At 41.7% G+C, this 18,266-nt stretch carries 9 protein-coding genes; 7 read left to right on the top strand and 2 right to left on the bottom strand.

Annotation, left to right across the window (positions count from 1 at the left end; genetic code table 11):
* The first annotated feature begins 18 nt into the window (after positions 1 to 18).
* Positions 19 to 465: a DoxX family protein gene (locus AAEY68_RS10160; RefSeq protein WP_350585887.1), complete on the top strand. Its 447-nt coding sequence runs from the start codon at positions 19 to 21 to the stop codon at positions 463 to 465.
* A gap of 61 nt (positions 466 to 526) precedes the next feature.
* On the opposite strand, the gene AAEY68_RS10155 is transcribed toward AAEY68_RS10160, so the two are convergent.
* The gene (locus AAEY68_RS10155) at positions 527 to 3,613 is read right to left on the bottom strand and encodes a beta-galactosidase (protein ID WP_350585886.1); all 3,087 of its coding nucleotides are present in this window, start codon (positions 3,611 to 3,613) and stop codon (positions 527 to 529) included.
* Between the two features lie 112 nt (positions 3,614 to 3,725).
* On the opposite strand from AAEY68_RS10155, the gene AAEY68_RS10150 reads away from it, so the two are divergent.
* From AAEY68_RS10150 to AAEY68_RS10130, 5 genes are all read left to right on the top strand, one after another.
* On the top strand, positions 3,726 to 4,544 hold the full coding sequence (locus tag AAEY68_RS10150) for an AraC family transcriptional regulator (RefSeq protein WP_024594100.1): 819 nt from the start codon (positions 3,726 to 3,728) through the stop codon (positions 4,542 to 4,544).
* Positions 4,545 to 4,624: 80 nt separating this feature from the next.
* The gene (locus AAEY68_RS10145) at positions 4,625 to 4,945 is read left to right on the top strand and encodes a hypothetical protein (RefSeq protein ID WP_008135125.1); all 321 of its coding nucleotides are present in this window, start codon (positions 4,625 to 4,627) and stop codon (positions 4,943 to 4,945) included.
* Between the two features lie 149 nt (positions 4,946 to 5,094).
* Complete coding sequence (locus AAEY68_RS10140) at positions 5,095 to 6,348, top strand: TolC family protein (RefSeq protein ID WP_350585884.1); 1,254 nt, start codon at positions 5,095 to 5,097, stop codon at positions 6,346 to 6,348.
* Entirely contained in the window at positions 6,345 to 7,592 is a 1,248-nt protein-coding gene (locus AAEY68_RS10135; RefSeq protein ID WP_350585883.1) for an efflux RND transporter periplasmic adaptor subunit, read from the top strand. Before AAEY68_RS10140 ends, AAEY68_RS10135 begins: the two co-directional genes overlap by 4 nt.
* Positions 7,593 to 7,600: 8 nt before the next feature.
* Positions 7,601 to 10,747 (top strand): efflux RND transporter permease subunit, encoded by a 3,147-nt coding sequence (locus AAEY68_RS10130; protein ID WP_024594097.1) that lies wholly within the window; start codon positions 7,601 to 7,603, stop codon positions 10,745 to 10,747.
* An 80-nt stretch (positions 10,748 to 10,827) separates the two neighbouring features.
* Here the strand turns inward: AAEY68_RS10130 and AAEY68_RS10125 are convergent, their stop codons facing one another.
* The gene (locus AAEY68_RS10125) at positions 10,828 to 12,078 is read right to left on the bottom strand and encodes a TMEM143 family protein (protein WP_024594096.1); all 1,251 of its coding nucleotides are present in this window, start codon (positions 12,076 to 12,078) and stop codon (positions 10,828 to 10,830) included.
* A gap of 359 nt (positions 12,079 to 12,437) precedes the next feature.
* Here AAEY68_RS10125 and AAEY68_RS10120 point away from each other — a divergent pair.
* A partial coding sequence (locus AAEY68_RS10120; RefSeq protein ID WP_350585882.1) for a beta strand repeat-containing protein occupies positions 12,438 to 18,266 on the top strand: 5,829 nt, incomplete at its 3' end.

Below are 18,266 nucleotides of genomic sequence, written 5' to 3'. Positions count from 1 at the left end.
TAAAACAGGACTAAACTCATGAAATTACTAAATACATTATTAAGTTCAAAAGCAGGCGTAGCAGCATTAATTTTACGAGTACCAGTTGGCCTTATTTTAGCGGCGCATGGTGCACAAAAACTATTTGCTTGGTTTGGCGGTTACGGGCTTGAAGGTACAGGCCAATGGATGGCGAGTATTGGTTTAGAGCCTGGCTATTGGTTAGCAATGATGGCAGGTAGCGCTGAGTTTTTTGGTGGCATTGCATTAGCAATTGGTTTTTTAACTCGCCCAGCTGCTGTAGTTGCCGGCTTTACTATGCTGATTGCTATTTTTAGCGTACATATTAGTAATGGCTTATTTATGGCAAACAATGGCTATGAATACGCATTAACATTACTTGTAGTAACTGTAGTTTTAGCTATTCAAGGAGCGGGAAGCTTTTCGCTTGATAACGTATTAGTTAAAAAGCTAGCTAAAAAATAGAGTTTATTAATTGAAGAATAGCGGCCAATTTGGCCGCTGTTTTTGTAGGTTAACTACTAAATTATTTAGCTGAAAAAGTTAAAGAATAACTGTACTGCTTTTGCTCAAGTAAATACTCTTTATGAGTACTTGGGCTCCATGAATCATCGCCACCTACACCCATATGTTGATGATCAATGTGTACATGTACGCAATCATCAGCAATTAGTTCGTTAGTGTGTTTTGCTTGCGTTAGCGTACTTTGCGAATACTCGCTGGCTGCAAACAAAAACGCGCCAGTCACGGTTAAGTTATTAATACTCAGTAATTGGCAATCACTACGCAGGCCATTATCAGTTGGGAATATATACGGTGTATGTAGCTCATTTAAGCTCAAGCTGTAATAACCTAAACGTGCTGCGGCTTTACGATCTGGGTAGTTTTCAAAAGGCCCTAAACCTAGCCAGTTTATTTTTGTATCGCTTTGCTTGTTAAGTGTTGTACTTAGCCCTATACGCGGCATTGGTGGGAGAGTATCGTTTAAGTGCACTTCAATATTTAAGCTAATATTGCCGGTATTATTTAGTGTATATAGCCACTGTGTTTGAGCCTGTAGCACGCCATTAAATTCGTAATTAAATACACAAGCAATACGTACATCAACGCTTGATTGCACTGCGTGAATTGAGCTGCATGTTCGCTGCCATTGCCCTATACCTGCACGCAACCAACGAGCCTCCCATGCATTGGGGTCTAGATTGTCTACTTCGCTTACACCAATGTCGTTATCAAGTGGGGCACGATAAAAGTTATCAACCAGTGGGCTACTAATAACCTGAGTATCGTTTTGTAACCACTGCTCTATAAGCCCTGATTGCTTGCTAAAAACAAGTTTAAATTTATCGTTTTCAATACTTAGTTGAGAGTCGGTTTCGCTAACACTTATAGCGTTTTTCTCAGATGATGATACAAATAACTTACTGCTTAAATTGTTACTATTTATAAGCTTGAACTGCTCTGAATCCATAACGTGATTAGCGTTTGCAAAGTGTGAGTCGTTAACTAATGCTACATCTAAATTAAGGTAATATTGCGCACCTTGCTCAAACGCTGTTTTAGTTTTAATAGTTAACGTGTGCGTACTTTGCGGAGCAATATTAAGTACATGCTCGCCTTGCTCAACACAGATGCCATTTTGCATTAATTGCCAAACCAGTTTTTCGTTATCTGTGTGTCTAAATACGTAATCGCTTAATATATCAATGGTGTATTGGTTTTGATTTTGCTCACGCAATGTAAATTGTAAATGTTGCTGGCTGTATTTAGCCTCAAACAGGCTAGGGTGCGGCGTGCGGTCTGGGAACAATAACCCGTTTATACAAAATTGACGGTCATTTAGTTCATCACCAAAGTCGCCGCCGTAAGCCCAATAATGTTCACCGTTTTCGTCAGTTTTAGATAAACCTTGATCTACCCAATCCCAAATAAAGCCACCTTGCAAGCGCGGATATTCTCTAAATGCTTGCCAGTAATCGTCAAAGCTACCTAGGCTGTTACCCATTGCATGGGCGTATTCACATAAAATAAGCGGGCGAGTTTCACCCGGTAGGCTTAGCCACTTTTTAATAGAGTATTTAGGTACCGCATCGTCTTTAATATCGGTATCTACACGGGCGTACATTGGACAAATAATGTCGGTAGCCGTTGTGTTTGCACCGCCGCCTTCGTATTGCACTGGGCGAGAAGGGTCAAAGCTTTTTGACCAGCCGTACATGGCATCATGATTTGCGCCGTGTCCGCATTCGTTTCCTAGTGACCAAATAATAATTGAGGTGTGGTTTTTATCGCGCTCAACCATTTGTGTATAACGCGACATAAATGCACCAGCCCACTGCGGATCGCTAGCTAAACGCCCCATAGGGAACATGCCATGGGTTTCTATATTTGCTTCATCAACTACGTATAAACCTAGCTGGTCACATAGCTCATAAAAACGGGGATGATTAGGGTAGTGAGCAGTACGCACGGCGTTAAAGTTATTTTGCTTCATCAGCTTAATATCTTCAATCATATCGGCGGTAGTAACTGCATGACCGTTTTCTGGGTGGTGTTCGTGGCGGTTAACACCGCGAATAAGTAGCGGCTTGCCGTTTACACACAGTTGCCCGTTAAGCATTTCTACTTTTCTAAAGCCAATGTCGTAGGCTTCAACATCGACGGTATTGCCATGCTCATCAAGCAGACTTACAACGCAGCGGTATAAGTACGGGGTTTCGGCGGTCCATTTTTTAGGGCTTTGTATATCAATTGTTTGAAATACAACATCGCTCCAGCCACCTTTTTCATCAACACGTTTATTGTTAGTACTTTGAATTTGTGGCTCACATAGTGGTGTTTTATCATCAAAAATTTGCACTGCTACTTGGTAGTTATTCGGCGCATTAATCGCCGTTTTTATATGTAGTGCTGCATCGCGATAGCAAGCGTCTAAATCGGGGGTTATAAACACATCACGTATTTGGTTTTGTGGTTTTGTAAGTAAGTTAACATCGCGAAAAATACCGCTTAGCCACCACATGTCCTGATCTTCTAAATAACTGCCATCGCTCCAACGAATAACCATAACGGCAATACGGTTAGTGCCTGCAACTAACAGTTCGCTTAAATCAAACTCGCTCGGTAAACGGCTATCTTGTGAATAACCCACCCACTGTCCGTTACACCACAGGTGAAACGCCGAGTTAACGCCTTCAAAAATAATATGATTACGCTGAGTTAGCTGACTTTCGCTTATATTAAATTCAGTGCGGTAACAGCCTGTAGGGTTGTCGCTTGGTACAAAAGGCGGGTTAACTGCAAATGGGTACTTAACATTACAGTAAATAGGTTTATCAAAGCCGTGTAATTGCCAGTTAGAAGGCACTGTAATACTTTGCCAGTTGCTGTTTAGTGTTTCACTTAGCAATGACTCATCAACCGCTTCGGGTTTATCAAATAATTTAAAGTCCCATTGCCCATTTAAACACTGTTTTTGTGGCTGTGTATTGGTGCGAGCATGTTCAACGCTTTTAAAACCATTGAGTGGGCTGTGCGCTTTTACTTGATTAACTTGTACTGAAATTGGGTTTTCCCAATCTCGGCGATTAATTATGTGCTGTAAAGAGGTCATGTTTATCCTATTGCATAAGCGGGCAATTATAATGCGCTAAATATAGCTAAAAATAATCGCAGGGGTTATGCTTAAAGCTCTCCTTTATTTGTCCAAAACTATCATTGTAATTATGCGCTATAACATTAAAGACATACTCGATATTGGTCCGCGTTGTATAGAGCGCTTTATTGATTCACAAACGCTCGCGCAAATGGCAAACCTTGAAATAGCACTTGCGGGTTGCTCAAACCTATCGGGTCGTTATTGCGTAGCACGCTCAGCACCGCTAGAACATACACTTTTTTATACGCTTGCAGGGCAGGGTAAATTAACAACACAAAATGAGCAGTATACACTTAATGCCAATACACTTATTGTGCTACCAGCAAAGCAAAGCTTTGAAGTGAAAATTGATGCTGAACATTGGGATGTTATTTGGTTAAACCTTGCAAATACTAAACGTTGGCAGCATTTAAACTTAGCGCAAGCACTGGTACTAACCGAGCAAAAACTTGAACCGTTACACCTTGCTATGGAGCTTTTATACAGCGAGCCTAATGCTAATTTACGCGAAAGCGTAACGCCTATTTTAAGTCATTACTTAAATGCTACGCTGCAAAATAACTCACAGGGTGCGGCGCATAACCGTTTAATTAGTCTGTTTGAAGAGGTAGACAAGCGCTTGCAGTTTGATTGGACAATAGAGGTAATGTGCGAACATGTGCATTATTCATCGCCGCATTTACACCGTTTATGCCAAGCCCAATTTGGTAAAAGCCCAATACAACAACTTATTTATTTACGCATTGAGCGAGCTAAAAACTTACTGTTAAACACGGCTTGGCCAATTTCGCATGTGGCAAGTTATGTGGGGTACTCTAATATTTTTAATTTTTCCAAACGTTTTAAGAAGTCGGTAGGTGTGTCGCCAAGCGAATTTAGAAAATAACGTTAGCGGCTCTCTACATTTGAATAAATTTAAGGTATTGTGCGATTTCTTAAATTGCATTTTAGAGTTTTAGGTAGGTAATGCGCTCAAACCGTTTTTTAATAGTGATATTATTAGTGCTTGTACATAGCTTTATTAGCTGTGATGGTGCTGCGTATCATTTGCAAGAAGACGTTGATCACGTAACCAGTTCGTTATCGCAAGGCGACTCCACAGCCGATGATAACCAAAGCGATAAAACATCAACTACCGAGATTCATGCCCACCAACATTGCCATTGTGGCTACAACAGCACCTCTAGCCATTCAATAAGTCCAGAGCAAAGTAAAGCAACTTCGCCTGCGTGCTATAACGGGTTAAATTACCCGCCAGATGTACCGCCACCAAATTTTTATAGCTAGCTTTTAATTTTAAATACTTTGTAAAAACTGCCTGCGCTTGTGCGCTATTAGGCTAGTTATTTACATATTTAGGTTGCTTGATCGCGCTTGTTTTTAAAATAGGCGCAGTGATTAAGTTAACTCTGTTTGTTAAAAAACGGACACGCTATATGAATAAAAAACCAATTATGCTGGTGGCGCTAATGTGCGCGCTACCTGCTTTTAGTACTTTGGCGAATGTTAAAACATTAACCCTTAAGCAGGCACTGAGTAATACCGAACAACAAAATCTGGTATTAAAACGCTACCCGTATCATCAAAAAATATTGAGTGCGCTTAAATCACAAGCTGCACTTTCGCCTAATCCTGTATTGAATGTTGAAGCTGAAAACTTACTGGGCACAAACAAGGCGCGTGACATTCAAGGCGCTGAAATAACGCTCGGGCTTAGCCAACTAATAGAGCTGGGCGATAAGCGCCAAAGCCGTATTAATTACGCAACCGCCAATATTAAAGCCCAAGCAATACAGTATCAAAATACCCGTTTAGCCTTATTAGCAACCACTGCTGAGCGATACTACCAAGGGCTTAAATTTCAAACATTATTAAGTTTAAACAACGAGCGTAAACAGGTCGTAACCCAAGCACTTAAAGCGATTGAACAAAGAGCTAATGCGGGTGCTGCGTCGCAAGCCGATGTAACGCGCATGCGTTATGCACTTAGCCAAGTAGAGCTTGATAAAGCCATGCTTAATAGTGAATTTGAGCGAGCAAGTTTATCGATTAACGAGCTGTGGAGTGAGGAGCAACCCTACGATACTTTTGCTGGCAATATTAATGTAATTACTGCGCTTAAATCAGCGCAAGCACTTTTAGATGCGGTTAACCAAGCTCCTGAATTTGCATTATTACAGCAGCAATATTTACAGCAAACAGCCAACTTAACACTACAAAAAGCAAACGGACAAACCGATATTAACGTAGGGGGAGGCGTGCGCTATAACCAGCAAAATGACTCCAGCTCGTTAGTGTTTTCGTTTTCTATGCCACTGCAATTAAGCAATTCTAATAGCGGCAATATTGCAGCTGCAAATAGTCAGCTCATGCTTTTAAATGAGCAGCAAGGGCAATTGCGCATCCAGCTACGCCAGCAAGTACGTACTTTGTACGCTTATTATCAAGGTCGAGCTAATCAGGCAAAGCTATTATCTGATCAAATTATTCCTCAGGCACAAACATTGATTGAGCAAAGCCTAAAAAGTTATCAACGCGGACAAATTTCGGTGTTGCAATTGCTTGATGCTCAACAAGCACTTTTTGATTCTAAACGCACACTTATTACCACTCACGCAGAGCTGTACCAAGTGCTACTTACTCTTGAGCGTTTAACAGGCCAATCTTTAATTGAGACTCATCAATCATGAATAAAAATATAATCGCATTATTAGTATCACTTTCGTTTGCCAGCAGCTTTGTAAGCACAGGTGTATTTGCCTCTGCTGAGCATGGCGAGTCAGGTCATAAAGAAACAGAGCAACACGAGAAAAAACAAGGTCCACACGGCGGCTTTTTATTAACTGACCCTAAATTAACACTTGAGCTTAAATTGCAAGAATTTGCAGGTAATGTTGAGCTACGTGTATACGGCTATAAACAAAATAAGCCAATTAATATAAACGACTTAAACATAACAATGAGTTTAAAACGTTTAGTTGAAGCCCCGCAAAATATACAGTTTACAGCTGAGGGCGACTACCTTGTGAGCACGCAATCAATTAACGAACCGCATTCGTTTGCACTTACCGTTACTGCTAATTATAACGGTGAGAGCATTAGCTATGAATTCGACCAACACGAAGGGCAAACTACGTTAACAGAGCGAGCTATTGAGCGCGCAGGCATTAAAACCGAGATAGCGCAAAGTGGTGAAGTGGATATTACCGATACGCTTTTTGGCGTTATTGCACCAACGCAGCACGGCACGGTAGAAGTAATGGCGCCGTATGCCGGATTGATCAGTGATATTTTTGTAAGCATTGGTCAAAACGTTAAAAAAGGCGAAGTACTTGCCAATGTAACCAACCGCGAAACACTGCAAAACTACCCTATTAAAAGCCCAATTAGCGGCGTTGTAACCGAGCAATACTTAAAACGTGGCGAGCTTGCAAGCACCAGCGCACTAATGCAGGTAGTTAACCTTGATAAAGTATGGGTTGAGCTGTCGGCTTTTCCTGAAAACATTGAAAAGCTAGCCATTGGTCAAAGCGCTAAAGTGTACGACTTGCATCATCATTTAAATACGCAAGGAAAAGTGTTTTTTATAGCCCCAATGATGACTGGCGGGCACATAGCGCGCGCCCGTATAGAGCTTAATAATCCAGACGGGCATTGGCGCCCAGGCATGCATATAAATAGCGATGTAAGTGTGGCTAAAATAAATGCCAGCGTGCGTGTTAAGCCACAAGCAATTCAAGAATTTAACGGTCAACCCAGTGTGTTTGTTCGTAAAAATAATGTATTTGAAGTGCGTCCCGTTACCTTAGGTGCAAAAAATAGCGAGTGGGTAGAAGTACTTACAGGCTTAAACGCAGGTAGCGAATACGTAACAGACAATAGTTATGTCATTAAAGCTGATATTTTAAAAAGCGGCGCAAGCCACGCTCACTAGGAGGCACCATGATTAATTGGATAGTTTCTTTTGCGGTTAAACGCCGCATGCTGGTGCTTGCGCTTACATTTTTATTTGCTGGATTTGGTGTATACAACATTCAAAATTTAGCAGTAGACGCAGTACCCGATATAACTAACGTACAAGTGCAAATTAATACCAAAGCGCAGGGCTTTACGCCATTAGAGGTAGAGCAACGCATTACCTACTTAGTAGAAACCGCCATGGCGGGCATACCTAAGCTTGATTACACCCGTTCGCTTTCGCGTTATGGGCTTTCGCAAGTAACGGTTATTTTTAATGAAGGCACCGATATTTATTGGGCGCGTCAGCAAATTGGTGAGCGTATTCAAAGTATTCGATCCGACTTACCTAATAACGTAGAGCCAAACTTGGGTCCTATTGCCAGTGGTTTAGGCGAAATATTTACTTATAGTGTGCACGCCGCGCCTAATGCGTTAAAAGAAGATGGCACTGCCTACAACGCCGAAGACTTACGTACTTTGCAAGATTGGGTTATTCGTCCGCAGCTTTTAAAAGTAAAAGGCGTAACCGAAATAAACAGCCAAGGTGGTTTTGAGCGTCAATACCAAGTAGCGCCAGTGCCCGAAAAACTCATTGCCTATAAGCTTACTATTAGCGATGTAATTACCGCACTTGAGGTAAACAACAGTAACCGAGGCGCAGGCTATATTGAGCGCTTTGATGGGCAATATTTAGTACGCTCGCCTGGGCAGTTAAAAACCATTAATGACATAGCCAATACCGTTATAGCTAAGCGCGATGATGCACCGGTACGCATTAAAGATGTAGCAAATGTGCATTTAGGCAAAGAGCTTAGAACCGGCGCAGCCACTTATAATGGTGAGGAAACTGTGCTCGGTACCGCGATGATGCTAATTGGTGAAAACAGCCGCGTAGTGGCAAAAGCTATGGCTGATAAGTTAGTTGATGTGCAAAAAAGCTTACCCGCTGGCGTTATTGTTGAAGCGGTTTACGACCGTACCACTCTTGTTGATAAAACCATAGCAACCGTGCAAACCAACTTATTTGAAGGTGCCGTTTTAGTGATAGTGATTTTGCTATTACTGCTGGGCAATGTAACGGGCGCGCTTATTACGGCAATGGTTATTCCGTTGAGTATGTTGTTTGCTGTTACAGGTATGGTGGGTAATCGCGTATCGGGTAACCTAATGAGTTTAGGCGCAATCGACTTTGGTTTAATTGTTGATGGCGCTGTAATTGTTGTTGAAAACTGCCTGCGCCAACTCGGTGTAGCTCAGCATAAACATGGCAGGCTACTTACCTTAAACGAGCGTTTAAATGTAGTGACCGCAGCCACCAAAGAAGTATTTACACCGGCTGTATTTGGCATTGTTATTATTATGCTGGTTTACTTACCTTTATTTGCACTAAGCGGCGTTGAAGGCAAAATGTTTCAGCCAATGGCATTTACTGTAGTTGCGGCGTTAATTGGCGCGCTTATATTTGGCGTTACCTTTGTACCGGCTGCTATTGCAGTGTTTGTTCGCGGTAAGGTTGATGAAACCGAAAACGCAGTCATGCGCGGCGTTAAAAAAGTGTATAAGCCATTACTTGGTATATCGCTTAAATTACCGTGGCTGATGGTGGGTATTGCCACTGCATTAGTATTAGTGCTTGGTTTTAAAGTTAAAAACATGGGCGCAGAATTTTTACCAAAACTTGATGAGGGCGATATTGCTATGCACGCGCTGCGCATTACTGGCACTGGTATTGAGCAATCTGTGCAAATGCAAAAAGAGCTTGAGCAAGCCATATTAGATCAGCCTGAGGTTGCTAACGTATTTTCAAAAATTGGTACTGCCGATGTAGCAAGCGATCCTATGCCGCCCAATGTTGCCGATACTTTTTTAATACTCAAACCGCAAGAAAAGTGGCCTAATCCAGCACTTACTAAGGCAGAGTTGGTTCAACAAATTCGTACCCGTGTTAACGATGTACCGGGTAATAATTACGAATTTACACAACCAATAGAAATGCGCTTTAACGAGTTAATTGCTGGCGTGCGCGCTGATGTGGCACTGCGTATTTATGGTGACGACTTAAGCGTACTTAAAGAGTTTGGCGAAAAAGCCACAGGGCTAATGCGTAATATTGCAGGCGCTACCGATGTACGTTTGGAGCAAATGGAAGGATTGCCAACACTTTCGGTAACACCAATGCGCGACCACATGGCGTTACTGGGTTTAAGCGTAAACGATATTCAACAAACACTTGCCGCCGCTGTTGGCGGCGTGCAAACCGGGCTAATTTACGAGGGCGATAAACGCTTTTCGTTATTTGTGCGCCTTGATAAACGTTGGTCTAGCGATGTATCAGCACTTGCTCGTTTGCCAGTTGCTTTACCTAAAGATAGTAACCCAGAACTTGCGTTTGTACCGCTTGGCGAAGTGGCAACAATTAGCATTGAAAAAGGGCCTAATCAAATAAACCGCGAAAGCGGTAAGCGTAACGTAGTGGTAACTGCCAATGTGGAAGGGCGCGATTTAGCAAGCTTCGTAAGTGATGCGCAAGCAAGCATGAATGAATCACTTAACTTACCAAGTGGCTATTGGCTTGAATACGGCGGCACGTTTGAGCAGCTACAATCGGCAAGTAAGCGATTGTCGTTGGTTGTGCCGGTCACTTTACTGCTTATATTTGGCTTACTGTATAGCGCCTTTGGATCGCTTCGTGATTCATTGATTATATTTAGTGGTGTGCCACTGGCATTAACGGGTGGTGTACTTGCTTTATTGCTGCGCGATATGCCGCTGTCAATCTCAGCGGGTGTCGGCTTTATTGCCCTAAGTGGTGTAGCGGTATTAAACGGCGTGGTTATGCTGTCGTTTATTAAGCAGTTACGAAGCGATGGTTTAAGTTTGTTTGATGCAATTCACAGCGGTGCATTACAGCGCTTGCGCCCAGTACTGATGACGGCGCTGGTGGCAAGTTTAGGCTTTATACCTATGGCGCTTAATTCGGGAACGGGTTCTGAAATGCAAAAACCTCTCGCCACCGTAGTGGTTGGCGGGATTATTTCATCAACTCTACTGACACTATTAATATTGCCTGCACTTTATAAATTAGTGCATTCTAAATTTACTAAAAAAGCAGAAGCTGAATTAGCTTAAATATTAGCTATTAATAATGTAATCAAAAAAGCAGCTGTACTTACAGCTGCTTTTTATAAACTAATTAATCAGAGTTTAGGTTAATTATACTGAAACAGATTATCCCAACGCTCATCTAATATCGTTTTTGCGTGTTCTAAACTCAGTGCGCTATACACTTCACTACCTTCTATTTCGTTACTACACGTTACCAAACGCATACGTACCAGCTTTTCAAGTGCGTCGCTAATTTCAAAATCAAGATCGCACTGGTATTTATTTTTAAACCAATGCTCTATTTGTTCATCAAGCGTTTGTGCGGTTAAGCCGCTTTCTGATTTTAGTAAAAAGGTATACGCAAGCAGGGCTTCTTTTATGTCTTCTTCTTCGGCGGCGTCAATAAGCGTATGAAAAACACCCGCGTTATTATCGAGGTTTTTAAAATAGAGGTTATCGCTAAGGGCTTTCATAAATTTAATTTTACGATTTTTAAATTTACTCCATTCTTTAAAAATAAAACTGCCAAATACGCCCATACCAATAGCAAAGGTAATAAAGTGTTGTTGAGTCATTTCGACGGCTTCACTTCTAAAGCCACCCCAAAAAGCAAATAGAGCAAGTAATAATACGATTGATGCACCCAATTTAGTTATAAGTACCACTGCACCGCCAACTAAAGCAGACGATCCAATAATAACCTTATCGATAGGGCGCATGCGTACTTCGCTATTAGGAAATAGCATTTCAAGATCGGCCTTTGGCACATTTTGAAACAGCTTTACTATGGTTGAACTTGGCTCAAACCCCAGAGGCGTTTTATTTTTAGCTGAAAAATAAGCGCTATCTTTAAAGCGAATAAACACGGCAACACGGTCGTAATTAGTAAAGTGCAGTGGCTTTTTACGCAAGCCCCAAAAGCTGGTAATGGTTTCAGTGAGTTGCGACTCGCCACGGCGATAAAATACCACTTCTTCAAAGTCGTCAAACTCAACTTCAAGGCGCACTTTAAATAGTGACTCTTCGTTTAATGCATCTTGTAGGTCTTCATTGGTGATCACTTCAAAATTAGCTGCGTTTAATACTTTAGCAAAATCTTTAGCGAAATCGTGTTGGCATTGTGTTTTTTTCTCAATAGAGACTAAAGTCATTAGACGGACATCGCTATTAGGATCAAACGGCGCATAGTTGTTTTTAAGTGACTCAAGTATTGAGTGGTAATCGTAATGAATAAGGCTAGCCAGTAAGTCGCAAAATTGTTTAAACGATGCTTGTTGTGTACTGCTTTTAAGCTCTTCGCTACACATGGCTACAATATCGTGTTTTCTGAATGGAATATAACGCGCGTTTTGCATAAATTAATAACTACTATTTGCGTGAAAGGGGCTGCATTTTGAGAACATAAAACAACCTATAAATTATAGTTAATATGTTAACATTTTTTTAGTCTAGTTATTAACCATTTGTTTTTGTATATATTTTTTAAAAAATAAGTTTAAGAGTATTTATTTGTTAGTAACAATTTTAGTATTGATCTTTATGCTATTTATAGTATAAAAGCATTTATATTAGTTTAAATTTAGCTAAATCAATATAAAAATCAATGTTACTTTTTTGTAAAATGTTTTGGTTTTAATACTGCTTTTGTGTAAAATCATAATAAATAAGTTATTGTTAATTTAATAATAACGTTATCAATTGTTTAGGATCTACTTTGGAAATTTTAAATCAAGCTGTTGCGATTGTTGAACTACTTAATAATATCTGGGTTGTAATGGAAAATGGAGATTGGGTCGAAGTAGACTCAGTACCTGAGCAATTAAGAGACTTACCAGTATTAAATAGTAACGATATTGAACTTGAAGGTAATGAACTTATATTCCCTGAAAGCAATAAAGAGTATACGGTACCGCAAGATATTATTGCACAACTCGTAACCGATTTAAGTCAAAATCCTTCAGATAGTCCACTCAGCCAAAATAATAACAATACAAAAATTAGCCAAATTGACGGAAGCCAAGCCGAAGTCGCATTTGAATTAATATCGCGTCATGCACAGAAGCTGATCCCTGACTCTGGTTATGAAACAACCCCCGATGTATTAAGTGAAGGGCAAGACGAAGACTTTATTGAATTTATTCCTGATCCCATATTTACCGTTGATCGCTTTGGTGGCGATAATATATTTATTAATAAATACGAAGCTGTTGCGTTAGAGTTTTCTGGCACTGTAGAAAATGTTGCCGACGGTGAAATTGTACAAATAATTCTAAGTGATCAAAGTGGCAACGAAATTATTGTTACCGCAGTAGTTCAAAATGGTATGTGGTCAGTAAGTAATGTCGATATTACTACATTGGATGATGGTCAAATAACTGCAACCGTTTCGTTAGTTGGCGGCAATGAAGAAGATGCAGCAAGTGAAACAAAAATAAAAGACACCGAAGCTAACATTTTCATTGATTTTGAAGATGGTCTAAATACAAATTCAGCTACCGAAATTGAAGGTGAAGTTGAAGATGTCCAAGACGGACAAATAGTTACTGTAACAATATTAGACGCATCAGGTGCTGTTGTTGCTACATACGAAACCACCATTATCGATGGGCAGTGGAGTATTGGTTCTCAGCCATTTGCAGATTTAGCCGATGGCGATTATTCGGTACAAGTGAGTACTATTGATATAGCCGGCAATGACACGCAAACTCAAAAATCATTTACAAAAGATACAACTGCAACTATTACCGTTGAAATAAGCGAAACTGACGATGGCGTAATCAACTCTGCCGAAAATATAGTGTTGGTGTCGGGTACGGTTGTAGGTATAGAAGACGGTCAAACGGTTGTAGTGATATTGCAAGATGCTGACGGCAATGAAATTACCGTTAATGCAATTGTTGAAAATGGTATGTATCAATTCGAAGCTGATATTTCTATTTTGAATAATGGCACTATTACAGCTACAGCTTCAGCCCAAGATCTACTTGGTAATAGCGCTACAGCACAAGATACTGTTGAGCAAGACAAAACCGCATCAATTAATGTTGAAATAGATAAAACCAGCGACGGTGTATTAAACGGTAATGCAGAAGACACAAACGTTACCATTAGAGGGTCAGTTGAAGGTATTGAAGATGGTCAAGTTGTTACCGTTGTTATAAACGACGGTGTAAATGCTCCGCTCACACTAACAGCAATTGTTGTTAATGGTTTATACGAAATTACAGGTATAGATCTTTCAACATTTAACGATGGAACGATTACAGCTACCGCAACCGCACAAGATTTAGCCGGAAATTCTGCAACTTCATTAGATGAAGTCCAACATGACAATTTAATTGATACCACTTTTACAGTAGAAGATACTGATGGCGTTATAAATAGCGCAGAACAAAGTAACGTAGCTTTAAGCGGAACTGTTGCTGATGTTGAGCCAGGTCAACAAGTAACGGTTACCTTTATTGATAGCAATGGTCAGCAAGTTATTGTAAATACTGAAGTTGACGAGAACGGAAATTGGCAAATAAGTGGTGATATAGAGTCACTTATTGATGGCGAAATATCAGCAGAAGTAAGTATTTTTGACGCAGCAGGCAACGAAGTAACAAAAAATGTAGCGCTCGTAAAAGACACTCAAAATACGCTTACACTAAATATTGATAAAACAAATGATGGCGTTGTAAATGGAAATTCTGAGAATACAGATCTCTCTTTAAGCGGTACCGTGGACGGTATTGAAGATGGTCAAGAAGTTACTATTATACTTTCTGATAGCGAAGGTAATGAAGTTCAAGTTACTGCTATTGTTGAAAACGGACAATATGAATTAACAGAAATAGATATTTCATCATTAGCAGATGGTGAAATAACAGCAACGGCAAACGTAGCTGATACCGCAGGAAACGCTATCCAAGCCGTAGATTCATTTTCGCAAGACAGTACCGCAGCTATTACAACTAGCATTGATAAAACTGACGACGGTATTATTAACGGTAACGGCGAAAGCGCTGCAATTGTTGTACGTGGTACGGTTACCGACGTTGAAGACGGTCAAACAGTTACTGTAACCATCAGCGATGGTGTTAATCCTCCAATTGAAGTACAAGCAACAGTAATTAATGGCGAATACGTCACCGATCCGATTGATGCAAGTACATTGAACGACGGCACATTAACCGCGACCGCAACGGCGTCTGATTTAGCAGGCAACCCGGTAACAGCACAAGATACAGTTGAACTTGATAATACAACAACGATCACCACCAGCATTGATAAAACTGACGACGGTATTATTAACGGCAACGGCGAAAGTGCCGCAATTGTTGTACGTGGTACGGTTACCGACGTTGAAGACGGTCAAACGGTTACTGTAACAATCAGCGATGGTGTTAACCCACCTGTTGAAGTACAAGCAATTGTGCAAAACGGCGAATACGTAACAGATCCAATTGATGCAAGTAGCCTGAATGATGGCACATTAACCGCTACTGCAACGGCGTCTGATTTAGCAGGCAACCCTGTAAGCGCTGAGGATTCAGTTGAGCTTGATAACACCGCAGCCATTACCACCAGTATTGATAAAACAGCCGACTCAGTTATTAACGGTAACGGCGAAAGTGCCGCAATAGTAGTGCGCGGAACAGTTACTGATGTTGAAGATAGTCAAACCGTTACTGTAACCATCAGCGACGGCGTTAATCCTCCAATTGAAGTACAAGCAACCGTAATTAACGGCGAATACGTAACAGATCCAATTGATGCAAGCGCACTAAACGATGGCACATTAACCGCCACAGCAACTGCATCAGATGTGGCAGGTAATCCTGTAACAGCACAAGATACGGTTGAGCTTGATAACACGGCAGCCATTACCACCAGTATTGATAAAACAGCTGACTCAGTTATTAACGGTAACGGCGAAAGTACAGAGATCGTTGTACGCGGAACAGTTACTGATGTTGAAGATGGTCAAACGGTTAATGTCACTATCAGCGATGGCGTTAACCCGCCAGTTGAAGTACAAGCAATTGTTCAAAATGGCGAATACGTAACCGATCCGATTGATGCCAGCGCATTGAATGATGGCACATTAACCGCTACTGCAACGGCGTCTGATTTAGCAGGCAACCCTGTTAGCGCTGTGGATTCTGTCGAGCTAGATAACACCGCAGCCATCACTACCAGCATTGATAAAACAGCCGACGGTGTTATTAACGGCAACGGCGAAAGTGCCGCAATTGTTGTACGCGGTACAGTTACTGACGTTGAAGATGGTCAAACCGTTACTGTAACAATCAGCGACGGCGTTAATCCGCCAGTTGAAGTACAAGCAACCGTAATTAACGGCGAATACGTAACAGATCCAATTGATGCAAGCGCATTAAACGATGGCACATTAACCGCCACAGCAACTGCATCAGATGTGGCAGGTAATCCTGTAACAGCACAAGATACGGTTGAGCTTGATAATACCGCTGCAATAACCACAAGCATTGATAAAACAGCGGATTCAGTAATTAACGGTAATGGCGAAAGTACAGAGATCGTTGTACGCGGTACGGTTACTGACGTTGAAGATGGTCAAACCGTTACTGTAACCATCAGCGACGGCGTTAATCCTCCAATTGAAGTACAAGCAACCGTAATTAACGGCGAATATGTAACAGATCCAATTGATGCAAGCGCACTAAATGACGGCACATTAACCTCCACAGCAATTGCATCAGATGTAGCAGGCAACCCTGTAAGCGCTGAGGATTCAGTTGAGCTTGATAACACCGCAGCCATTACCACCAGTATTGATAAAACAGCCGACTCAGTTATTAACGGTAACGGCGAAAGTGCCGCAATAGTAGTGCGCGGAACAGTTACTGATGTTGAAGACGGTCAAACCGTAACGGTGACTATTAACGACGGCGTTAATCCTCCAGTTGAAGTACAAGCAACCGTAATTAATGGCGAATATGTAACAGATCCAATTGATGCAAGCGCATTGAACGATGGCACATTAACAGCAACAGCAACGGCGTCTGATTTAGCAGGCAACCCTGTTAGCGCTGTGGATTCAGTCGAGCTTGATAACACGGCAGCCATTACCACCAGCATTGATAAAACAGCCGACGGTGTCATTAATGGCAATGGCGAAAGCGCAGCCATGGTGATACGCGGCACAGTTACGGATATTGAAGATGGTCAAACCGTTACTGTCGTATTGAGCGATGGAATAAATCCGCCCGTTGAAGTACAAGCAATCGTGCAAAACGGCGAATACGTCACCGATCCTATTGATGCAAGTGCATTAAACGACGGCACATTAACAGCCACAGCAACGGCATCAGATGCTGCAGGCAACCCGGTAACAGCGCAAGATACTGTTGAGCTTGATAACACGGCAGCCATCACTACCAGCATTGATAAAACAGCCGACGGTGTTATTAACGGCAACGGCGAAAGCGCCGCAATTATAGTACGCGGTACGGTTACTGATGTTGAAGATGGTCAAACCGTAACGGTGACTATTAACGACGGCGTTAATCCTCCAATTGAAGTACAAGCAACCGTTCAAAGTGGCGAATATGTAACAGATCTAATTGATGCAAGCGCATTAAACGACGGCACATTAACCGCCACTGCAACAGCGTCTGATTTAGCAGGAAACCCTGTTAGCGCAGAGGATAGTGTCGAGCTAGATAATACCGCCGCTATCACCACAAGCATTGATAAAACCGACGACGGTGTTATTAACGGTAATGGTGAAAGCGCCGCCGTGGTTGTACGTGGTACGGTTACCGACGTTGAAGATGGTCAAACCGTAACGGTGACTATTAACGACGGCGTCAACCCACCTGTTGAAGTACAAGCAACCGTAATTAATGGCGAATACGTAACCGATCCAATTGATGCAAGTAGCCTAAATGATGGCACATTAACAGCCACAGCAACGGCGTCTGATTTAGCAGGCAATCCTGTAACGGCACAAGATACGGTTGAGCTTGATAACACCGCAGCCATCACCACCAGTATTGATAAAACAGCGGATAGCGTAATTAACGGTAACGGCGAAAGTGCCGCAATAGTAGTGCGCGGTACGGTTACTGACGTTGAAGACGGTCAAACAGTTACTGTAACAATCAGCGACGGCGTTAACCCACCTGTTGAAGTACAAGCAACCGTTCAAAACGGTGAATATGTAACAGATCCAATTGATGCAAGCGGTTTGAACGACGGCACATTAATAGCCACTGCAACAGCGTCTGATTTAGCAGGAAATCCTGTAACAGCACAAGATTCAGTGGAGCTTGATAATACAACAGCCATCACCACAACTATAGATAAAACAGCCGACTCAGTTATTAATGGTAACGGCGAAAGCGCTGCAATAGTAGTGCGCGGTACGGTTACTGACGTTGAAGACGGTCAAACGGTTACTGTAACAATTAGCGATGGCGTTAACCCGCCCGTTGAAGTACAGGCAACCGTTCAAAACGGTGAATATGTCACCGATCCAATTGATGCAAGCAGCCTAAACGACGGCACATTAACA

The organism is Pseudoalteromonas sp. RB2-MNA-CIBAN-0110 (genome assembly GCF_040309305.1).
Classification (GTDB): Bacteria; Pseudomonadota; Gammaproteobacteria; order Enterobacterales; family Alteromonadaceae; genus Pseudoalteromonas; species Pseudoalteromonas arctica.
Note: the sequence above shows the minus strand (reverse complement) of the source record. Positions and strands in the feature narration are given on the sequence as shown.

What these genes read in the sequence shown, in the direction of transcription:
- AAEY68_RS10160 (WP_350585887.1), top strand. Translation starts at nt 19, where the DNA reads ATGAAATTACTAAATACATTATTAAGTTCAAAAGCAGGCGTAGCAGCA.
- AAEY68_RS10155 (WP_350585886.1), bottom strand. Translation starts at nt 3,613, where the DNA reads ATGACCTCTTTACAGCACATAATTAATCGCCGAGATTGGGAAAACCCA.
- AAEY68_RS10150 (WP_024594100.1), top strand. Translation starts at nt 3,726, where the DNA reads ATGCGCTATAACATTAAAGACATACTCGATATTGGTCCGCGTTGTATA.
- AAEY68_RS10145 (WP_008135125.1), top strand. Translation starts at nt 4,625, where the DNA reads ATGCGCTCAAACCGTTTTTTAATAGTGATATTATTAGTGCTTGTACAT.
- AAEY68_RS10140 (WP_350585884.1), top strand. Translation starts at nt 5,095, where the DNA reads ATGAATAAAAAACCAATTATGCTGGTGGCGCTAATGTGCGCGCTACCT.
- AAEY68_RS10135 (WP_350585883.1), top strand. Translation starts at nt 6,345, where the DNA reads ATGAATAAAAATATAATCGCATTATTAGTATCACTTTCGTTTGCCAGC.
- AAEY68_RS10130 (WP_024594097.1), top strand. Translation starts at nt 7,601, where the DNA reads ATGATTAATTGGATAGTTTCTTTTGCGGTTAAACGCCGCATGCTGGTG.
- AAEY68_RS10125 (WP_024594096.1), bottom strand. Translation starts at nt 12,078, where the DNA reads ATGCAAAACGCGCGTTATATTCCATTCAGAAAACACGATATTGTAGCC.